The organism is Acetobacterium wieringae (assembly GCF_001766835.1).
GTDB classification, from domain to species: Bacteria; Bacillota; Clostridia; order Eubacteriales; family Eubacteriaceae; genus Acetobacterium; species Acetobacterium wieringae.
Window position 1 is genome coordinate 40,394 of record NZ_LKEU01000033.1, and the last position, 17,234, is coordinate 57,627.

A 17,234-nucleotide genomic window follows, 5' to 3' on the forward strand; every position below is an offset into this window, starting at 1 on the left:
TAGGTAAGAAAGCTCTGCTGCCTTGGTTGGGCCTTAACAAGTTTTCCAATTACCGCATTTGTTTCCTTATTAAAATTTCTTTTCCCCATAATAAATGCTGGTAAGGACCTTATCCATTTGTTCAGCATCCATCTTCACGGGATTCCGCTGAGTGGAGCCCAGCAGTGAATTTTTCAATAACTCCTCGTAGTGAGCTTTAAAGTGTTCTTCCGGGATTCCCGCGGCCTGAAGCGAATCAGGGATACCAAAGCTTTGATTTAGCGCTTTGATTTCGTCAATGATGTTTTTGCCGATTAACCGGGATAACTTCTCCAGATCCTCAGCTACCTGGCGATCCCGCTGATTATATTCCAACACAAAGGGCAGGGCAATGGCATTGAGGAGCCCGTGACTGGTTCCAAAACGGCCCCCAAAGGCATGGGCAATCCCATGATCCATTCCCAATCCGGCATTCTGAAAAGCAAACCCGGCCAGACAGGAAAAATTATGGACATGCTGGCGGCTTTCGATGTCCCCATTTTCAAAAGACGGACGCAGGTGCCCAAGCAGCCCCTCCACCGCCCCTCTGGCCATGATTTTGGTAAAGTCATCGGCATTCTTATTAATATAGGCTTCCAGACCATGGGTCAGGGCATCCATCCCGGATTCCACCATCACACTGTTCGGCATTGACAGTGCCAGCTCCCCATCCAGAATCGCCAGATCGGGAATAAAGGCCTTGGTCTTTAGCCCGATTTTGATATTCTCTTCCGGGAAGGTAATCACCGCTGCCCGGGTGACTTCCGAGGCCGTCCCCGAGGTCGTGGGGATGGCGACCAGTTTAATCCGCTCCCGTTTTTCCGGTGCCTGGCCATTTTTGATTGCCTCAATCGTTAATCCCGGGTATTCGCACATCAGCGTCATCACCTTGGCCGCATCCATAACCGATCCGCCACCAATGGCAATGACCACATCCGGATCGAAATCTTTCATCTTAATCAAGCCAGCTTCCACATCAGAAACACTAGGATTCGCTCCGATCCCACTCAGGATATCATAAGCCTTAGCGCTCTCTTTTAAAAGGCCTTCGGCCCGTTTGATTGTTCCATTTCTGAACAAGGCAGACTTTCCGGTTACTAAAAAGAACCGCTGTCCATCGATCTTTTTTATGGCATCCAGTGTTCCTGGCCCGGTGATAATCTCATCGCCGCAAAATTTTAAACTGCTCATTTTTTCTCTACCCCCTTATCAAAATTCAAAATAATCCTGGTTCCTTTTTTTTCTTCACTTTCGATTATCATGCCAGCATGGTGCTCGTCCACAATCCAATTGGCAATCGATAACCCCAGACCGGTGCCCCCCTCCGTTCGGGAACGGGCTTTGTCGACCCGATAAAACCGTTGGGTTACTTTGCTGATCTCGTCTTTGGGAATCCCGATCCCCTGATCAATAACTTCCACCGCAACGCCCTGGAGGGTCTGCTTTCCGATGATCCGAATAATGGTATTTTCACCGCTGTATTTGATGGCATTATCCAACAAAATCACCAGCAACTGGGTAATCTGTTTTTCATCCCCGGTGATAATCAGATCATCCTCCAGCTTATTGATCAAAGCAATTCCCTTTTTCCCGGCTATGGGCGCCATTTTTTCGCAAACCACCTTGATTGCATAAGTTAAATCCACCGGCTCCTGCTGTACCACCATGTCCCCGGAATCGGCCCGGGCCAGAAACATCAAATCTTCTACGATGTGCTGCATCCACTGGATTTCATCATAGGCGTTATTGATCCAGGTCAGCTGGCTTTCCACACTTTCATCGGTGCTGGCCTTAACCACTTCCAGATTTGTCTGAATCACCGCAATTGGGGTCCGCAGCTCATGGGAAGCATCCGCTAAAAATTCCTGCTGTCGTTCAACACTCTTTTTTATCGGAATCAGGGATCGGCCAGACAAAAAATAACCACCTAAAAAGGATAGTGATGCCCCAATCAGGATTGTAAATCCCACCATTTCCTGAGCATTTCCCAATAGCGACCGTTCCGATGCCATATTTTTCATCGCCTGAACAATTTTTAATTCGCCATTTTTATTGACTACCGCATAGGTGCAAATTTTATAGTCTTTGTCACCCTGTTTATAATTGCTGATCAGATATTTTTCTTTGTTACCAGCAAAATAATGTTTCGATATCTCCACCAGTTTGGCCTCTTCAAGCGGCAGCGAATAAGACTGATCCAGAACGCCAAACTGTTGGTCAAAAATTACATAAGCGATATTATTCTGGACGAGACTGCGGGTATATTCAAAATAACCCTGCTTTTCTTCCTCGGTAACTGCTTCTCCTGCTTCCTGCCGTTCCAGATATTCAATTTCATTGGCCAGTTGGGAACAATATATTTTAAGATTGTTATTGACATTTGTCTCCACATCCATACTCAAAACGACATACAGAAAAATGGAAATAAATAATAGGAGTCCGATCAGGACTCCTGTATTCATCAGGGTAAGGTTGATCCGAAGCTTGTTAAGACTTAACATTCTCCTTCTCCTTTAAAACATAACCCAAGCCCCGAATGGTTTTGATATAAGCCTTAGAGTTATCCAGCTTTTTTCGCAGATAGTGGACATAAATCTCCACACTGTTTTCCATCGCCATGCTCTCAATTCCCCAGATTCGGTCCAGAATCTGCTCTTTGGAGATGGTCATGCCGGGATTTCGGATAAACATTTCCAGTAATTGGGCTTCCTTGGCAGTGAGTCGGTTTAAGACTTCATCGACATACAGTTCCCCGGAATTAATGTTCAGCGAAATATTTGAAAAGTGGATCACATTGTCCTGATAAACCTCCCAGGGTCGTCGGCCCAAAGCCCTTACCCGGGCAATTAACTCTTCCGTAACGAAGGGTTTAACCAGGTAATCATCGGCGCCCATATTCAGTCCATTCACCTTATCCTTGGTATCGTCTTTAGCGGTCAATAAAAGAATCGGAACATTTTTGCCCGCCTCCCGGATCGAACGCAAAATTTCCAGACCGGTCATTCCCGGCAGCATAATATCCAGAATAATCACATCATAGACATCGTTCTCGCTGAGCAGCTTCCCTTCAATCCCATCATTGACAACATCAACCAGGATTTTGTTTTTCTCAAATATCTTTCCTAATGCCGCCGCCAGAGGTTTTTCATCCTCAACTAAAAGAACTCGCATGATTTTTCTCCTTATAGATTGCTCTCGTTCTTCTTCTCCGGGAACACCTCTTCTAACAGTTCGTCCATCGGCAAAATATCCCCAGCTAACTGGGGTTCTTCAATAACCCGGCGACATTCCAGGAAAATCCGTACGGCCCCCTCATAGTTCTCCAGAAAATTATCTGCTTGCAGGATCTCCCGATCCATCAGATGGTAGATAAACAATCCCATAAAATAAACCTTATCCGGCTCGATATTTTTAAGATTTACGTATTTAAAAAAGGCTGACAGGGCATTATCATCCTTATCCAGAATTTCTCCAGCGATTCGCACCCACTCTTGAGACAATGTCTCGGTAACAGCCTCCTTGAAGGCCACCCAAAGGATTGCCCGGGCCACTGAATCTTCAACAATATTGAGTGAACTTTGAACAGCTTCCGCCCCCCGGTTAAAGGCTTCGATGATTTTGGGCGCGTAGGTAATCTGTCCCAGGGTGTAATTTTTTCTCAGACCGGCATCCGTATCAATAAGTTTATTGAGTAGAATATCATCCTTTTTCAGCTCGTTTTGAATGACATACCACTCATCATAGATGCAGTAGGGAAGAAATCCAAAATCATTGAAAATATGGTTGATAATCCGCTGTACCTGCAGATACTTCTCCCGTTTGCGCTGTACTTCTTTCTGTTTTTTAAGAAAGGTCTCCATCTGATAATAGAGGTTATGGCGTTCAAAAAAACGTTCCATCTGGGTGATGGTTTCCGGTTCGTCGCTGTAAAAGATCAGTTCATCCAGTTCACGCTGTTCTTCCCCGAGACTGCGGCCATTATTCATAATCAGTTGCAAATATTGCTTATTTTCATAAGTCACCCGGTTACAGGGATGATAGAGGGGATTGGGGAAGGTTTCCGTGTAAATGAAAAACACCTGCCGGCTACGTCGGAAATAAATAATATAACCCTTGGTGGTGAAAAAACCCCAGCCTTTGTCACTTGGTTTATTGCCGTGTTTGATATTAAAGCCTTCGGCATACAGACAGTTCTTCAACAGATAGGTGACAATCTTTTCGTTATTGTCGATCCCCATATTTCGCAGGTTCTGTCGATAGTAAGCCCATAGCAACTCAATGGCGGTACCTTTAGGATCAAACAGCGCTTCCATCGAGAACATTTTTTGACTTTTTAGATTTTTGACGATACACAAAAGCAAACAATCCAAATGGATTGCCTCAATGAATTCGCCGGGTTTTATTTTTTCCAGATCCTCCACAACCCGGTCATTAAAATACTCCAGACTGTCTTTTTTCAGCTTATCCTGAAGCTTACTGGTCTTCTGGTTAAAACGATCAATGGCGTTAGCCACGGAAAACAATACACTTTCGGAAACAAGGGTCAAAACGACCTTTTTCTTCCGATCCCAGGGGTAGAAAACATTTTTGAGAATCACTTCATTGATAATTTCCGAAGATTGCACCTGATAATCCACCAATAAATCACTGGGGATCGAAATATAGATCAGCTTGGGGTTGTCAAGCGTATCAATGATCAGACCCCGACGGCTTAAAAAGACGTTTGCCTTGATCAGTTCTTCCTCAACACCGCAATTGACTTCCACTTCTTCTAAAAATTGCTCGTTCTGAATCATGTAGGCAATAAAATTTCGGGTGGTGTCCAAACCCTGCTCTTTTAAATTGGCTTCAAAGCCATAAAGCAACAATATGTGGACGATCCGGACAATGTCCCGTTGCCGATCAACGCCCCGGCTTTCTTTGGCTCGAATAAAAGTTTGATTGAGGGGCGAGTCTAATTGATAATAGTCTGGTGCCACCGAAAAGAGTGCTTCAACTGCCAGTAAGATCAGCAGATCTGCCTCGACCGAAACCAATCCATTTTTTTGAACATCCTTGTTTTTTTTAAGGTTGTTCATCATCCATTGATACATGTCATCCAGTTTTTCAATGCCCTTTTTCAAAACATTATTGCAATCGCTACAAAGGCCTTCATACTTTATGTTTAACTTTTCATTTTCTATCTTATAACTTCTATCAAAAAAACCGATTGTTTTCCCACACTTATTACACGGCGTTTTCATTTTCTACAATCCTTCCCTGTCGTCCTGCTATCTTTTCTCTATATTCACAAATTTCACTTGTTTTTTAACAAGCTTCACCCATTATACGAATATCACTGAATATAGTTTACCATAAAACCGTGGTTTTTACTCAAAAAAAATAAAAGAGCAAGCTAATTTAAGATTGCTCTTTTATCGATTTAATTTGACTGTTTAAACCATTTCGATTGATTCAATGGTTCCGCCTCCAAGACAGATATTATCCTGGTATAAAACCACAACCTGTCCCGGGGTTACCGCTTTTTGAGGTTGATCAAATTTAACGTAGATCCGATCCGGAGCTACCCGAACCATTACGTCCTGGTCAGCCTGGCGATAGCGGAATTTAGCCGTGCATTTAAACTCTTTGGCAGGCGGATAGCCCCCCACCCAATTCATTTCGGTAGCTTCCAGCGACTTTGAATACAGGGCCGTATGGCTTTCTCCCTGGACGACCACCAATTCGTTCCGCTCCAGATCTTTACTGACTACAAACCATGGTTCACCACTTCCTTCGCCGCCAATTCCCAGACCTTTTCGTTGACCCAGGGTATAATACATAAGCCCCTGATGCGTCCCCTTCACATTGCCAGCCAGATCCACGATTTGGCCTGGCTGAGCGGGCAGGTACTGACTAAGAAACTGGGTGAAATTGCGTTCACCAATAAAGCAGATGCCGGTGGAATCTTTTTTTCTGGCCGTAGCCAGATTATTTTTTTCGGCGATATGCCGTACTTCTTCTTTTGAAAGATGTCCAATCGGAAACATCACATCAGCCAGCTCTTTTTGTCCCAGTTGGCAAAGAAAGTAGGTTTGATCCTTGTTATGATCAAAAGCTCTTTTTAACCGGTACTGTTCATTGACAAAATCAATTTGCGAATAGTGACCGGTGGCCAGGTAATCACCGCCAACAACCTTCAGCGCATAATCCAAAAAGCGTTTGAATTTTATTTCTCGGTTACAGAGAACATCCGGATTGGGCGTTCTCCCTTTTTTATACTCTTCCAGAAAATAAGAAAAAACAGAGTCGTAATATTCTTTGGCAAAATTCACTGTATAGTAGGGAATGTCAATGGCATCACACACCCGTCGCACATCATCATAATCTTCTGTGGCCGTACATACTCCCGATTCATCCTGTTCTTCCCAATTTTTCATGAAGACCCCGATGACCTCGTAACCACGTTCTTTTAACAATAATGCTGCAACCGATGAATCAACCCCGCCTGACATGCCCACAACGATTTTCATTTATGTTTTCCCCCTCCGTTTTTTCTACCGAATTCACGCTTTATTCTACTGGATTATTTCTTTTGCCATTTTTTTGGCTAATTCATTTAAATCTGCGACATCCTGTTCGTCTGGGGTGCCCTTAATCATCAAGATTTCATCAAGGGTATCCACCTTGGCATGCTCAATAAATTCATTAAAGCTTTTATCGGCACCACCGCTCCAGCTGTAATCGGCAAAAAAACCGACTTTGTGATTATCAACTCTAATTTCGCCCAATTTATAAAGCAGATTGGCCATTTTGGGGAAAATCTGTCCGTAATAAGATGGGGCACCTAAAAACAGACCTTTATATTTCCAGATATCCGAAACGATAAAAGAAATATCGGTTTTAGCCACATCATAGAGCTTCACCTCTTTGACCCCTTCATTCTTTAAGGCAATCGCTAAAGTCTCTGCCGCCTTCTGGGTACAGCCATACATCGAACCATAGGCGATGACAACCCCAGGATCAGTTTCTTTGGCGCTCATTTTTATGTACATATCCAAAATATGTTTAGGATTATCCCGCCAGATCAATCCATGTGAAGGACAGATCGTGTTGATTTCAATGCCACCCAGCTTATTGAGTGCTTTTAAGGCCTGTCCAGCCACCTTGCCCACAATACAGGCATAGTAACGACGGGTTGGCTCTTCAAACGCGTCCAGATCATTTTCTCCGTCAAAAATACTGCCGACTGGCGCCTTAAAGCTACCAAAGACATCCATGGAAAAGAGCACCTTATCCGTGACATCGTAAGTAACCATCGATTCCGGCCAATGAACCATCGGTGTCATGAAAAACTGAAGGGTGTGTTTTCCCAGACAAAGGGTATCACCTTCACCAACCTCGTGAAGGTTTTTCGTTATTTTATAAAAATTGTTCATAATCGGGAAGGTTTTTTTATTCCCAACGATGACCATCTCCGGATACTCAGCCAACAGATCAGTAATCCCACTGGAATGATCCGGCTCCATATGATTAACAATCAGGTAATCTACCTTTTTATCGCCAATCAGGGATTTGATTTTTTTTATGTATTCATCAGCTTTGATGGTTTTTACCGTATCGATAATGGCGACTTTTTCATCGTTGATCACGAAAGCATTATAGGAAACCCCTTCCTGATCAATTGGCCAAAGCCCCTCGAAAAGTGTTGTTTGATAATCATTCACACCGACCCAAAAAATATCGTCTTTAATTTTTACTGCATTCATTTTATTCCCCACTTTCCTGATGTTCTCTCGAAATTAAATATAACCTTAAATAGAAAATATTTCAAGAGAAAAAAACAGATAATCCGGAATGGATCTAGAGAATAAGCCAAAATTAAGCTCGGCCGATATGAATGAACACGTGGCAAAAAATAAAAAAGAGATGTATGCACACCTCTTTTTCAAGAAAATTAAGAAAGGAAATTAAAACGTTTTCACACCATGGATCTATTATAACCGATTACATTTTAAAAATCCAGTGCTTTTTTAATTTTTTTATGCATTATTTTAATTTTTTTTTCATTTACTGCCTTCGTTGCTTAACAAAAACTTAGAAAAATTTTTATCCTCCATTCTCATTACAGTTTTTTTGAAGCTGTGCTATAATGAATTCGATCAAGCATTTATCTGAAGTGAAAGGAGCTGGTTAAATGACTGAAACACGAGATTCCGTCTCTTCAACTGATTCACAATGGACCGAAAAAGAAATCAAAGAAGAGTTGCGTCGATTATTTCTGGGGGGAGATGACTGGAGTAAGGAAGCTTGCATGGGATACTTTTTAAAAACCTGCCAACGCACCAATCTGGACATCAAAACGACCCAAACCCTGGCGATCACCCTTTATCATCTGTTCGATGAATTGACCGTCAGCGATGCAAAAAAATTCTATTACAACGAATGTCACGCCATTTTATCCGGGCGCAATCATATTTAATTAGTACATTGTTTAAAGGGCTTTCTCCTGCTTACAGAGAAAGCCCTTTTTTGATACTGTTAATAACAAGTCCAACATGAACCATATTCGAACAACTTTGAGGTTTTTCAAGCTTTTTTGCCATATTTAAATATTTTAACACGTTTTACCTACATACTGGAATACGCCGAGTATATATCAAATACTGGCAACATAATGGCAGCCAGAATGAACAGCACCAATCCTCCGAACACCAGCAGAATAAGCGGCTCCAATGATGTATGAAGGAGCTGAATTCGTGATCGAACCTCATCCGCATAAATGCGGTTCAAGGTATCCAGCACTTCCGGCAAAGACCCTGATGCTTCCCCGGTGGCCACCAATTGACAAAAAAGTCTGGGGAAAACATCGCTTTCGGCCATTCCCTGGCTCAAACTTACGCCATTCGTTACCTTATTGCGCAGTTGACTCAGCTCTGTTTTAATGTATCGATTATCCGCTACACCTTCCAATCGCGATAATGCTACCAGCAAATCAATTCCACTTTCCAGAAACATACCCAGGATTGTCGCCATCCGGGCCAGACAGACTTTATGATTCAGGACTCCCACAAGCGGTATTCTTATCTTCAAACGATCCCTAAGCTTTGCCACCGTATCAATTTCGCAAAAGAACGCAAAACCGCCTGCCAGCCCCATCAGACTTAATAGAATGATTGGCCACCGGACACTTAAACTGTGACTCAGTCCCATCAGAAACCGGGTTGGACCTGGCAGTTCGGCATTCATTACTGTAAACATATCCGCAAAGGTTGGCAGTACCATGGTGATCAGAAAGATCAGCACCAATACAAATACCATACTCAGAACCATTGGATAGAAAAGCGTCTGTTGGAGCTGACGCCGATTTTTTTCTTCCGTGTCGTAATGCTCTGCCATTTTTAACAGGATCTCATTAAGATGTCCACTCGTTTCTCCTGCTTCCACCATAAAAATAAATAACGACGGAAATGACTTGGGAAAGGCGACCATCGCCTGGGAGAGGTTTTCTCCTGATTGAATGCGTTGGCGGACTCCAAAAATGTCCCGAGAAAAGCCGGGATTTGGAGTCTCACCACCAATGAGTTCCAAACATGTCAAAATTGGAATTCCGGCATTTAACATGATATGAAACTGTCGGCAGAAACGGCTAAAGTCACTGCCGGTTACTGAGCGAACCCGAATATTGAATTCTTTATTAAATAATTCATCCCATTTCTTTTTTTCTCTGATTTCCAGTACAATCAGATTTTGAGCCTGAAGAACCCGAGCCGCCTCCCGCCGGTTTGAACCGGTTACTGTTCCACTGACGTCCGCACCCTGCCCATCTTTTGCTTTATAAAAATACCATTTTTCCATCGCTCCACCCTAACGATGCCACGCATTTTCGAATGATAAAATCTCCAACCCCTGGTTGATGGATGTATTTCCCAACAGGAGATGGCGCTTTAAGGATTCTTCAATGGGCTGAAGCCCTTCTTCAATGGCTACTTTACGAATTGTATCATAGTCCGCCCCTTGACCAATTACTTCCCGGATTCTTCTGGTGATTTTCAACACTTCCTGTACCGCGATGCGCCCCTGATACCCAGACCCATGACAAAGTGAACAGCCCACTGGATAGAAAAGCGCAACATCCTGATTCCCAATGCCCAACAGCTTTTTTTCTGCTTCACCTGCCAGCGCTTTTTTCCGGCAGTTTGGACATAGGCGCTTGATCAATTTTTGGGAAATTACCCCTCGGAGCGCTGCCGACAACAGGTAAAGGGGGATCTTCATATCCATCAACCGATTGATGGACGCAATGGCGTTGTTGGTATGAATGGTGGATAATACCAAATGCCCGGTAATCGCCGCCCGGATAGCCGTTTCTGCGGTGTCTTCATCACGAATTTCGCCGACCATAATCACATTGGGATCCTGTCTCAAAATCGCCCGAAGGCCATTGGCAAAGTTCAGGCCGATTTTTTCGTTCACCTGAATCTGGTTGATATCGTCCATCTGGAACTCCACCGGGTCTTCGATGGTAATAATATTCTGTGTTCGGGGATCCATCCCATTTAGCAGACTGTACAGTGTGGTTGACTTTCCGCTTCCGGTGGGTCCACAAACCAGAATCATGCCATGGGGGGCTTCCAATAGTTCCTTTAATAAACGTTTTTGTTCACTGGAAAAACCCAGATCATCAACATCAACAAGAAAATTCTTTTGATCCAGCAGCCGCAGAACAATTTTCTCCCCGTGAATGGTCGGAATAATCGATAGCCGCACATCGATTTGCCGATGTTCATATGTGGTAGTGAAAGCACCATCCTGAGGCTGACGTTGCTCGGCAATATCGCAACCAGCCATTATTTTCAGCCGGGTAATTACACCCTTCCAGGTTTCTTTGCTAAGTAGCCCAACCGGTATTAAGACGCCGTCAATTCGAAAACGCACCTGAATTTTCTGAGGAAAGACTTCCATATGAATATCACTGGCACCTCGGGAAACACCTTCATCGATCAGATCATTAACTAAGGTGACGACAGTCGGGTTCGGGGCCGTTTCTTTATTTTCCCCCGCGTTCATAAAATCCATGTTATCCCGATAAACATGCGTTTGATGATAGTATTTGCCAATCAAACCCAGGATGCAGTCCCGGGTGGCGACTAATAGTTTGAGCCGTTTATCAGCGATTCGTTTCACCTGGCGCAGGATTTCCTCATCGGTAGGATCGGCCATCAGCACCGTCAACTGATCTTCATCCTCCTGATTCAGAGGAAAAACCAAATATTTTTTAGCCTGTTCTTTTGAAAAGAATTTTATTGCCCGAAGCTCCAACCGATCTTTTTGTGGATTATATAACTCAAATCCCCATTCATTGTGAAAAATAGTCACTAAACGCTCCTGGGCAACAATCCGATCCTTAATCAATATATCTAAAACGGAATTCCCGGATCGCTCTGCTTCATCAATTCGTTCAGCTATGTTTTTTCGGGTAATTATCTGGTTTTTGAGAAGCATTTCCAAAACCAACTTATTTTCCTTCATCTCGCCTCCTCATGTCAGAGCTTATTCGTTCATCTCAATACTTGCAGTATAGCTGATTTGCCCATAAATATCCATACAAATCAACCATAGCCGGAATTTTTACCGTTGTTTCACTAAATTGATAGCACCTGCACCGCTTATTGTTCCTGATTTAACCTTATATTGCAAATCACTGGCCGATTCTATATAATGAGAGACAATGCATCGCTGCAAACATATTAATCTTAGGAGTCCCACTATGAACATCGTAATCGCCGGAGCTGGCAAAGTTGGTGAAGTTCTGTGCCGTGATCTGGCCAGTGAAAACCATAATATTATGTTGATTGAGCCAAATGAATCCCGGCTGGATCAGTTTATTAATCTCTATGATATCAGCGGTATTCACGGTAATGGCGCCATGTTTGATATTCAAACCGAAGCCGGCGTTGATACCTGTGACGTTTTTATAGCGGTCACTCGTAACGATGAAACCAACCTCATCGCTGCCATCACTGCCCGAAAGCTGGGGGCAAAATTTACCATTGCCCGGGTTCGCGATCCGGAGTATTCCAAACAAATGAGCTTTCTGCGAGAAAGTCTGGGGATCACCCTGATTATCAACCCCGAACTGGAAGCAGCCCAGGAAATTGCCCGAACCCTGATCTTTCCATCCGCCTTGCACGTCGAATCCTTTGAACATGGCCGGGTCAACATGATTGAGGTCGTCTTGCAAAAAGACACTGCTCCTGTGGGCGTCAAACTTAAAGACCATCATGGCCGTTTTGGCGATGTGGTCATCTGCATCGTCATCCGGAATGATCGGGTGATGATTCCCGATGGTGAAACAATTCTGCGGGCCGGGGACCATGTGATGGTAACCGGCAGTCCCGGTGAAGTTCGCACTTTTAGCAAACTCTGCCAACCCAATCTGGTCAAGATCAACTCTGCAGTCATCATCGGTGGCGGTAAACTGACTGACTATCTCTTAGCCCGACTGGTAAAAATGCGATTGAAGCTAAAAGTTATCGAAATTGATACTGACAATGCTGATCGACTGGCCATCAAATATCCCCAAACTGAAATTATTTTTGGCGATGGCACCAAACAGTCATTTTTAAATGAAGAACATTTTTCCGACTATGATGCCGTTATTCCATTGACCGGCGTCGATGAAGAAAATATCCTGATTGCCATTTATGCCTACCGCTCAGGGGTCAAGAAAACCATAACCAAGGTTAATCGCACCGACTTGCTAAAAGTTCTGGATAATGTCGGGCTGCAGTCCATCATTACCCCCCAGCGGCTGATTGCCAACCACATTATCCGCTTCATCCGTTCCATTGAGAACTCCCAGGGTTCCAATGTCAGCGCCTTCTATCGGCTGCTGGATGGCCGGGTGGAGGTATTACAGTTTAAGGTCAAAGGCACCTGCTGTGAGGTGGATATCCCCCTTGTCAACCTGAAAACAAAGCCGGGGCTGTTGATTGCATGTATTGTCCGTGATGGTAAAATCATCTATCCCAACGGTACCATCCGCATTTTACCCAATGATGACGTCATCGTTGTGACTACCAAGCATAAAAACTTTCAGGATATTGATGATATCTTTGAAAAGAACCGAGGCCTGTAATGAATCACAAAATGGTCAGTTACATCCTCGGTCGGATTTTATTCATCACTGGCATTCTGATGCTCCCCGCTTTGATTGTAGCACTGATTTACCGGGAGGGCTGGCCAGGCTTGTGGCCTTTTCTGCTCAGCATCGGTATTACCTGTGCCTTTGGCCTGCTGATTAGTCTGAAAAAACCGATTCGAAGTGATTTTTTTGCCCGGGAAGGTCTGGTGGTAGTGGCCTTATCCTGGTTGGCTTTATCTTTTTTCGGGAGCTTGCCTTTTATCTTCAGCGGTACCATCCCCTATCCCATCGATGCTTTTTTTGAAACCGCCAGTGGTTTTTCAACCACCGGTGCCAGCATCTTAACCGATGTCGAAGCCCTACCCCACTCATTGTTATGGTGGCGCAGCTTTACCCACCTGATTGGCGGAATGGGGGTACTGGTTCTGGCCCTGGCAGTGATGCCTAAAATTGAGTCTGGTGATGTATTTATCATGCGGGCCGAGGTTCCCGGCCCCACCTTCGGGAAAGTCCGAACTAAACTGCGAAGTTCGGCCCGGATTCTCTATGTCATCTATCTATGTATGACTGGTATCCTGGTAATTTTACTGACCTTGGGCGGGATGCCGCTCTTCGACAGTTTTATTCACGCATTTGGCGCCGCTGGTACCGGCGGTTTCAGCGATAAGACCCTGTCAGTTGGTTATTATAACAGCGCTTATATCGATTATGTGCTGGCTGTCAGCATGATTCTTTTCGGTGTTAACTTTAATCTCTATTATGCCCTGTTCTTTATGCGTTCTAAAAACATTTTTAAAAACGAAGAACTGCGCTGGTATCTTGGTTTTATTGCAGTTGGGTTTGCGCTGATTTGCATTAATGTTAGCCCGCTTTACAGCTCGATGCCACTACTGGTTCGTGATGTCTTCTTTACGGTTTCCACCATCATTACAACCACTGGCTACGCCACCGCCAATTTTGACAATTGGCCGGTATTTTCCCAGGTCATCCTGATTTTTCTGATGTTTATCGGTGGTATGGCCGGTTCCACCGCTGGTGGTATCAAGGTTAGCCGAATTGGTATCTATATTAAAACCACGATCCAGGAAATCCGGGTTAATGTTAGCCCCAACCGTCGACTGCCGATTCTTTTTGAGGGCAAACCAATCAGTGCCCTGCTCAGCCGCCAGACCAGTGTTTATCTGATTACCTATGCCTTTATGTTTGTGATTTTTCTGATGATCACGGCTTTATCAGCCCCTAATTTTCTTACTGCCTTTAGTGCCGTTGCAGCCACTTTTAACAATATCGGTCCCGGTCTGGATATGGTCGGCCCGATGGGAAACTATGCTGGCTTTAATAATCTGACCAAATTCACCCTGAGTCTGGCCATGATCATGGGCCGTCTGGAATTATTCCCGATTCTGGTTCTGCTTAGTCCCCGCACCTGGCGCCGGGGGTAGCTCGCTACAAATTCAAATAAAAAAACCTGAAACCAATTGTGGCTTCAGGTTTTTTGTTGCCTGCTACATATCGAATTTCTTGTGGATATGAACCATTGCTTCTTTACCCCGTTCCTTGTCAATCAGACAGGAAATTTTGATTTCTGAGGTGCTGATGGTCTGGATGTTGATGCCCAGTTCAAACAGTGCTTCAAAAAACTTGGAGGCAATTTCGGCATTGGCGACGATGCCGGTGCCGATCACAGAAAGTTTGGCAACACCCTGATCATATTCGACTTTTTGGGCATTGACCTCAAAGGCAAATTTCTGAGCCACCGAAACGGCTTCCTGCAGTTCATCCACATCAATGGTGAAGGAAATATCATTAACCGATGTCCGGTTGACATTCTGAACAATCATATCCACATGAATATTGGCTTTTGCCAACGCACTAAATAATCTAAAGGCAATCCCCGGTTGATCCGGCACTTCAAAGATTGATATTTTTGCGATATTTTCATCAAGAGATACCCCTCGAACTAACACTTTTTCCATAATAACGTCCTCCTTAATAATGGTTCCTTCGTTATGATTATAGCTTGATCGTACCACCAGCGGTACCTTGAATTTTTCCGCCATTTCCACTGACCGGGGATGCAATACCTTTGCTCCGGTACTGGCCATCTCCAAAACTTCTTCATAGGAGATTTCATCAATTTTCGAGGCCTCTTCAACGATCCGGGGATCGGCTGTATAGACTCCATCAACATCAGTATAGATTTCACACAGCTCGGCCTTTAAGGCCGCTGCCACCGCCACCGCCGAAGTGTCAGACCCACCCCGGCCCAGGGTGGTAATATCCTTATTCTCGTTGATGCCCTGAAAACCGGCGACAATGACAATCTTACCGGCGGCCAGTTCCTTTTCAATCCGATGGGTGTGAATATCATTAATCCGGGCCCGTTTATGAACATTGGATGTAACAATCCCGCACTGGGCGCCGGTTAAACTGACCACATCGTGGCCCATGGCCTGAATCGCCATCGCCAGCAGCGATATCGAAACTTGCTCACCGGTAGCCAGCAACATATCCATTTCCCGGCTGGGGGGATGATCATTGATTTTTTGTGCCAGTTCGATCAGGTCATCGGTGGTATCACCCATGGCTGAGACCACCACCACTACCTTTTTTTCTTTTTCCTTGGTCTCAATAATCCGACTAGCAACACGCTTTATTCTTTCCACATTGGCGACACTGGAGCCGCCATATTTCTGTACGATTAGATCTTGCATTTACCTCAGTCACTCTTTCCTTATTCATAGATCCGGGCATAAAAACATTCAGGCACCGTTTCTTTTAATTTTTCTGCCATTTTATTAAAATCATTGGCAGCAATGGCGTTTGTCACCACATAGACCTGATTATCATTAACAATGACGGTTTTTCGGGCGGCCACCGTCTCCACGGCGGTCAGCACCTGATCAAGCATTTCTTTGTCAGCCAGATTTGCTCGTAAATAGTATTTACCTTTAAAAATATCGGTACCCATTTTGTTGAGCTGACGATTAAGCCGCAGCGGTTTGGGCAAATTCTGTTCCCCGACAATATTGAGGATATAGAGGACATCGCCAACAACGGCATTGGCGGTAGCATCTTTTCCAGCGCCTTTGCCATAAAACTGCAGCTCTCCAATAATATCGCCGGTAATCGAGATGATATTGAATTCACTGTTGACGTTACTCATAATCGAGGCTTCCTTAAACAGTACCGGTTCCACGGTGGTATAGACATTTTTTTCATCCAAAATGGAGTGTCCCAGATACTTGACCACGTAACCCATCGATCCGATCATCTCAATATCGGCAGCCCGAATGTCAGTAATCCCCCGTTTATATACATCTTCATCGCGAATTATGCTTTCATAGGCCATCGATGAGAGAATCGAGAGCTTCCGGGAGACATCGTACCCTTCGACATCGGCCGTCGGATCCGCTTCAGCAAAACCAATCGACTGGGCAAGCGCCAGGGTATCGCCAAAATCCGCTCCTTCTTCGGTCATTTTGGACAAAATAAAGTTGGTGGTTCCGTTTAGAATCCCTTTGATTTCGGTCACCCGATTGATTTTCATTTCTTCTTTTAAACTGCCGATGATCGGAATCCCGCCGCCAACAGATGCCTCGTAACGCAGGACCACGCCATTTTCTTCGGCTAACGTCAACAATTCCTGAAAGTACTCGGAGATGACAGCCTTATTGGCGGTCACAACATGTTTTCCCGCCCGGAGACATTCTTTGATCATTTCATATTCAAAGTCCATGCCACCCATCAGGGCAATCACCAGGCCAATACTTTCGTCTTCCAAAATCTCACTGGGGTGGGTCACAATTTTTCCGACGGTATCGCCCAGATCCTTGGATGCATCCCGTTCCAGAACCTTGGTAATGACCGGACTTGACCTGCGAGACTCCACATCGGTAAAATTACCAGCAAACTTGCCTTTATTTAAATTGATGAGTTCATAGACGCCAGAACCGATGGTTCCAAAGCCTAAAAGTGCGATATTCAATAAAATTCACCTCGTATATGTATTTATTCTAAAAACACTTGTTTTTTCAGTGAAAACATTCTATCATATAGCTAGGGGTTATTCAATACCCTCCCGGGAAGA

The 17,234-nt window shown here is 44.4% G+C and carries 13 protein-coding genes; 3 read left to right on the forward strand and 10 right to left on the reverse strand.

The genetic code is table 11. The features are described from left to right. Window positions 1-69 precede the first annotated feature (69 nt). From ACWI_RS11370 to ACWI_RS11395, 6 genes are all read right to left on the reverse strand, one after another. Window positions 70-1,209, reverse strand: coding sequence for an iron-containing alcohol dehydrogenase (locus ACWI_RS11370; protein ID WP_070371559.1), 1,140 nt, complete (start codon window positions 1,207-1,209; stop codon window positions 70-72). Beyond that, window positions 1,206-2,519: a sensor histidine kinase gene (locus ACWI_RS11375; RefSeq protein WP_070371560.1), complete on the reverse strand. Its 1,314-nt coding sequence runs from the start codon at window positions 2,517-2,519 to the stop codon at window positions 1,206-1,208. The genes ACWI_RS11370 and ACWI_RS11375 overlap by 4 nt, the downstream gene beginning before the upstream one ends. Further along, window positions 2,506-3,189: a response regulator transcription factor gene (locus ACWI_RS11380; RefSeq protein ID WP_070371561.1), complete on the reverse strand. Its 684-nt coding sequence runs from the start codon at window positions 3,187-3,189 to the stop codon at window positions 2,506-2,508. Before ACWI_RS11380 ends, ACWI_RS11375 begins: the two co-directional genes overlap by 14 nt. An 11-nt stretch (window positions 3,190-3,200) precedes the next feature. After that, the gene (locus ACWI_RS11385; protein ID WP_070371562.1) at window positions 3,201-5,261 is read right to left on the reverse strand and encodes a hypothetical protein; all 2,061 of its coding nucleotides are present in this window, start codon (window positions 5,259-5,261) and stop codon (window positions 3,201-3,203) included. Window positions 5,262-5,453: 192 nt separating this feature from the next. Next, window positions 5,454-6,530, reverse strand: a complete 1,077-nt coding sequence (gene mnmA, locus ACWI_RS11390) for a tRNA 2-thiouridine(34) synthase MnmA (protein WP_070371563.1) — start codon at window positions 6,528-6,530, stop codon at window positions 5,454-5,456. A 45-nt stretch (window positions 6,531-6,575) separates the two neighbouring features. After that, entirely contained in the window at window positions 6,576-7,766 is a 1,191-nt protein-coding gene (locus ACWI_RS11395) for an FprA family A-type flavoprotein (protein WP_070371564.1), read from the reverse strand. Between the two features lie 428 nt (window positions 7,767-8,194). Between ACWI_RS11395 and ACWI_RS11400 the strand changes: the two genes are divergently transcribed. After that, complete coding sequence (locus tag ACWI_RS11400; protein ID WP_070371565.1) at window positions 8,195-8,479, forward strand: hypothetical protein; 285 nt, start codon at window positions 8,195-8,197, stop codon at window positions 8,477-8,479. A gap of 149 nt (window positions 8,480-8,628) precedes the next feature. On the opposite strand, the gene ACWI_RS11405 is transcribed toward ACWI_RS11400, so the two are convergent. Further along, window positions 8,629-9,855 (reverse strand): type II secretion system F family protein, encoded by a 1,227-nt coding sequence (locus ACWI_RS11405; RefSeq protein WP_070371566.1) that lies wholly within the window; start codon window positions 9,853-9,855, stop codon window positions 8,629-8,631. A gap of 9 nt (window positions 9,856-9,864) precedes the next feature. After that, a complete protein-coding gene (locus ACWI_RS11410) occupies window positions 9,865-11,529 on the reverse strand; it encodes a GspE/PulE family protein (RefSeq protein WP_070371567.1) in 1,665 nt (554 codons plus the stop codon). A 238-nt stretch (window positions 11,530-11,767) separates the two neighbouring features. Here ACWI_RS11410 and trkA point away from each other — a divergent pair, with 238 nt between their 5' ends. Together trkA and ACWI_RS11420 are read left to right on the forward strand one after the other, a co-directional pair. Continuing rightward, entirely contained in the window at window positions 11,768-13,138 is a 1,371-nt protein-coding gene (trkA, locus tag ACWI_RS11415) for a Trk system potassium transporter TrkA (protein ID WP_070371568.1), read from the forward strand. Next, entirely contained in the window at window positions 13,138-14,586 is a 1,449-nt protein-coding gene (locus ACWI_RS11420) for a TrkH family potassium uptake protein (RefSeq protein ID WP_070371569.1), read from the forward strand. The genes trkA and ACWI_RS11420 overlap by 1 nt, the downstream gene beginning before the upstream one ends. A gap of 63 nt (window positions 14,587-14,649) precedes the next feature. Here the strand turns inward: ACWI_RS11420 and ACWI_RS11425 are convergent, their stop codons facing one another. Further along, a complete protein-coding gene (locus ACWI_RS11425; RefSeq protein ID WP_070371570.1) occupies window positions 14,650-15,858 on the reverse strand; it encodes an aspartate kinase in 1,209 nt (402 codons plus the stop codon). Window positions 15,859-15,878: 20 nt separating this feature from the next. Beyond that, the gene (locus ACWI_RS11430) at window positions 15,879-17,132 is read right to left on the reverse strand and encodes a homoserine dehydrogenase (RefSeq protein WP_070371571.1); all 1,254 of its coding nucleotides are present in this window, start codon (window positions 17,130-17,132) and stop codon (window positions 15,879-15,881) included. Between the last annotated feature and the right edge of the window lie 102 nt (window positions 17,133-17,234).